The following is a 2789-nucleotide window of genomic DNA, read 5'->3' on the forward strand; positions in this document are numbered from 1 at the left end:
ACTTTGAAGAAAAGAGCGCTGTCCATAAAACACCACGCTTTGTTGTTCATCTTTGCCGACAGATCTATCAATTGCAAAGGGTAAACCACTTTCATGTTTCATGTTAAAACCTCAATAAAATCTTGAATTGTTCGCGAACCTCAGCCCGCAAAGGAATGTTGACGGGTGTTTTGAGAATTTCTACACCCCCCTCCAGTTCATGAGCTCCAAGCCAAAGCTTACCTAGAGGTGTCTGTTCTTTTAGGCAGCCATGAACCAAAACCGAAACAAAAGCGGCTTGTTTGTCAACAACATCCTCAAAATCTGTACGCGCAGCAAGAAACAACATGGTCCCCATTGTGGAGGGATTAAATCTACTGCCGCAATGGCTGTAGACACCCTCCAAAGCCTGTTCAACAGGCTGAACAATGTTGCATCTTCGAAACCCAATCACCTCATTCTGGTGATCTCTTAACACCAGATAAAGGACGTGCTTTCGAAACCACTCTGCCATCAACATGGCGCGTTCATGTTTTTTAACTGAGCACCAAGGGAAATTTGCAAAATCCCAAGGGTAATCAATTTGGTTCCAGCTTAATTCCTCATCTCCAGCATCAATCCAGTTGCCAATCCGTTTTCCTTCTTCTTCTTCCAGCATGTGGTTGATCTCTGTTGTGCGTCCAAAGGAAAACAGAGTGCCCTCAGCTGTTAAGCGCACGCCACTCTCAAAGTCCAGCAGACTGTCATCAAGCCGTGACATATTGCCTTCCAAAGCTTCCACATCATAACCATAGGTCCCACGGCGAAAATCAGAGCGAAAGCTTTTGGAAAGTCCCACAATGGCTTCAATGGCTTCAAGGCTGCTTGGTTCAGGCAACTGGTTAAATTCAAGTTGAAAGGAATTCCACCACGCACGCCCAGACCATGCGGGCTTAAAATGCGCTGAAAGCCCGAGCCATTGAAGTCCCAACCCAATGGCGGCAACAGAGCCGCGAATATCTTGCCATGCAAGACCTTGGTCAAGAAGATCATAAGGATGAGAGAAATAAGGGCTTAATTCTTGTAAACCATATTCATCGACCAAATAAGGCAACCAAGAAGGTGGGCGCGTAATCAATTTTGCACGAACAATTTCTGCTAGAGCATTTTTGACTTGCAGATCAACAGCCATCGCCTCTGCCAAACAGCACTCAAATAAGCTGGAATTTTGCGGTAATAATAAGGAGACCATCAATAAGTATACCCCCGTGGAGATAAAGTGATATCCCCGATTGCAACCGCTTCATCCGGTGCCACCAAAATATCCGTGCACGGTTGAATTAAAGTGACATGATGAACCCCCTCAACCATTAAGCGGCTCATGATCCAACTTAAACAGAGATCACGTCCAAGTTTCCCTGCGCGCATCCATTCTTCTCTTAAATTCTGTCCTGCCCTTTCTAAAACAAGGGGAGATGCCTCAGGTAACAACCACAGATCTGCTCTCACATCGATCATTCGTTGCACGGCACTTTTAACCAAGATGCTATCATTGGTCATTTTAACGTGAGGGTCATCAAGGGCAGCTTGCACCTTAGCAATCAAAGCCTCATCAGCAATACCCGATGGAGCATCGCTAAAAAGTGCAACATGAATCAGCGGGCTTTTGCCCACACGATAAGTAAAAGCATCTTTGACATGGAGATCACTGGAGAGTGCAAAATATTGATAGCGAGGAGCTGTACCACCTGGGGAATGTCCTTGCCTGTTTAAGCGAATACGGCGACGAAAACGCGCATCATCTTCACCAAAAAGGCGCCTGACCCCATGAAAATCCCCCAAATGATCTAAGCTTGTGCCACGTGCAAATTCCAATAAATTATCTCGCGCCACTTCATTGATCCGTTGACGCAACAGCAACTCTTCATAAGCTGCTGCTTGCAGTTGGATGACCACGGGATCATAAGCGGTGTTTTCCACATTATAAGGAATATGATGGGTTGCAAAAAGCTCAGTCAAACGCGTGATCTTTTTCTGTAAAATTTCTTCAACAGAAAGCTCTTCAATGATCTGTGGCAGTGGGATTTGTGACTGTGGGTGTTGTGGCAAGGGGGCATGTTCAACATCTGTCATGGGAAAACCTCTAAAGGACAGTGCATCTCTTGCCCCTGGGACCAATCACCCAAATGCCCATTGGGATAAAAAACACCCCTTAAAACAAAGGAAAATACCCCCTCACGCGTAGCTTTTATCAGATCAATTCTCTGCAACGAGAATCCAGGTTCTCCACATTCTGGGTTATTTAAAGCTTGCACAATTTCTTGATAAAGCTGCATAAGTGTTGCAGAATCCGCATTGGCGTCTTGATAAGCCCCAACATCACACCCATAATGGCGGCGCAAAACCCGTGATCCAATCCGTGTCATCAAACATTTACGGATAGACTGTTGGCAATGCGCAAAGCCATATAAGAGTGAGCCATCCTTTTCGCTGATCCCACACCGCATGCTTTAAGCCCCTTTGCTTGACTTCACGGAAGAAACAGTTGGGGACCCAGAAACACCAGGTGCCGGAACAACAGGAGCGGTTTTTTCTCCAATTTGACCAAGCAGCAACGGATATTTTGCCGCTTCCTCACTTAAAAGAATTTCCTCACCCTTTCCTGGTGAACGCTTACCTGCAACGAAATCGGCATTGGTTAAAATAACATAACTATTCTCACGCATGATAAACTCCTTTAAAGGGGGCGAGAAGTTGTGGAAAAACCCACTTTCACCCCACCGTGAATGTGGCTTGCGCCAACAGATTTTTGATTGTGCTGTAAATCTTCT

Annotated in this window: 4 protein-coding genes; all 4 read right to left on the bottom strand. The window is 45.6% G+C overall.

Annotation, left to right across the window (positions count from 1 at the left end; translation table 11 throughout):
- Positions 1 to 103 precede the first annotated feature (103 nt).
- From BN338_RS07490 to BN338_RS07505, 4 genes are read right to left on the bottom strand one after another with little or no spacing between them, the layout of a single operon-like run.
- Positions 104 to 1210, bottom strand: a complete 1107-nt coding sequence (locus tag BN338_RS07490; RefSeq protein ID WP_039760615.1) for a phage tail protein — start codon at positions 1208 to 1210, stop codon at positions 104 to 106.
- Entirely contained in the window at positions 1210 to 2091 is an 882-nt protein-coding gene (locus tag BN338_RS07495) for a baseplate J/gp47 family protein (protein WP_039760617.1), read from the bottom strand. Before BN338_RS07495 ends, BN338_RS07490 begins: the two co-directional genes overlap by 1 nt.
- Positions 2088 to 2465, bottom strand: coding sequence for a GPW/gp25 family protein (locus tag BN338_RS07500; protein WP_039760619.1), 378 nt, complete (start codon positions 2463 to 2465; stop codon positions 2088 to 2090). The genes BN338_RS07495 and BN338_RS07500 overlap by 4 nt, the downstream gene beginning before the upstream one ends.
- A gap of 3 nt (positions 2466 to 2468) precedes the next feature.
- Positions 2469 to 2684 (bottom strand): hypothetical protein, encoded by a 216-nt coding sequence (locus BN338_RS07505; protein WP_019222493.1) that lies wholly within the window; start codon positions 2682 to 2684, stop codon positions 2469 to 2471.
- Positions 2685 to 2789 lie beyond the last annotated feature (105 nt).

Source organism: Bartonella queenslandensis AUST/NH15, from assembly GCF_000312585.1.
GTDB classification, from domain to species: Bacteria; Pseudomonadota; Alphaproteobacteria; order Rhizobiales; family Rhizobiaceae; genus Bartonella; species Bartonella queenslandensis_A.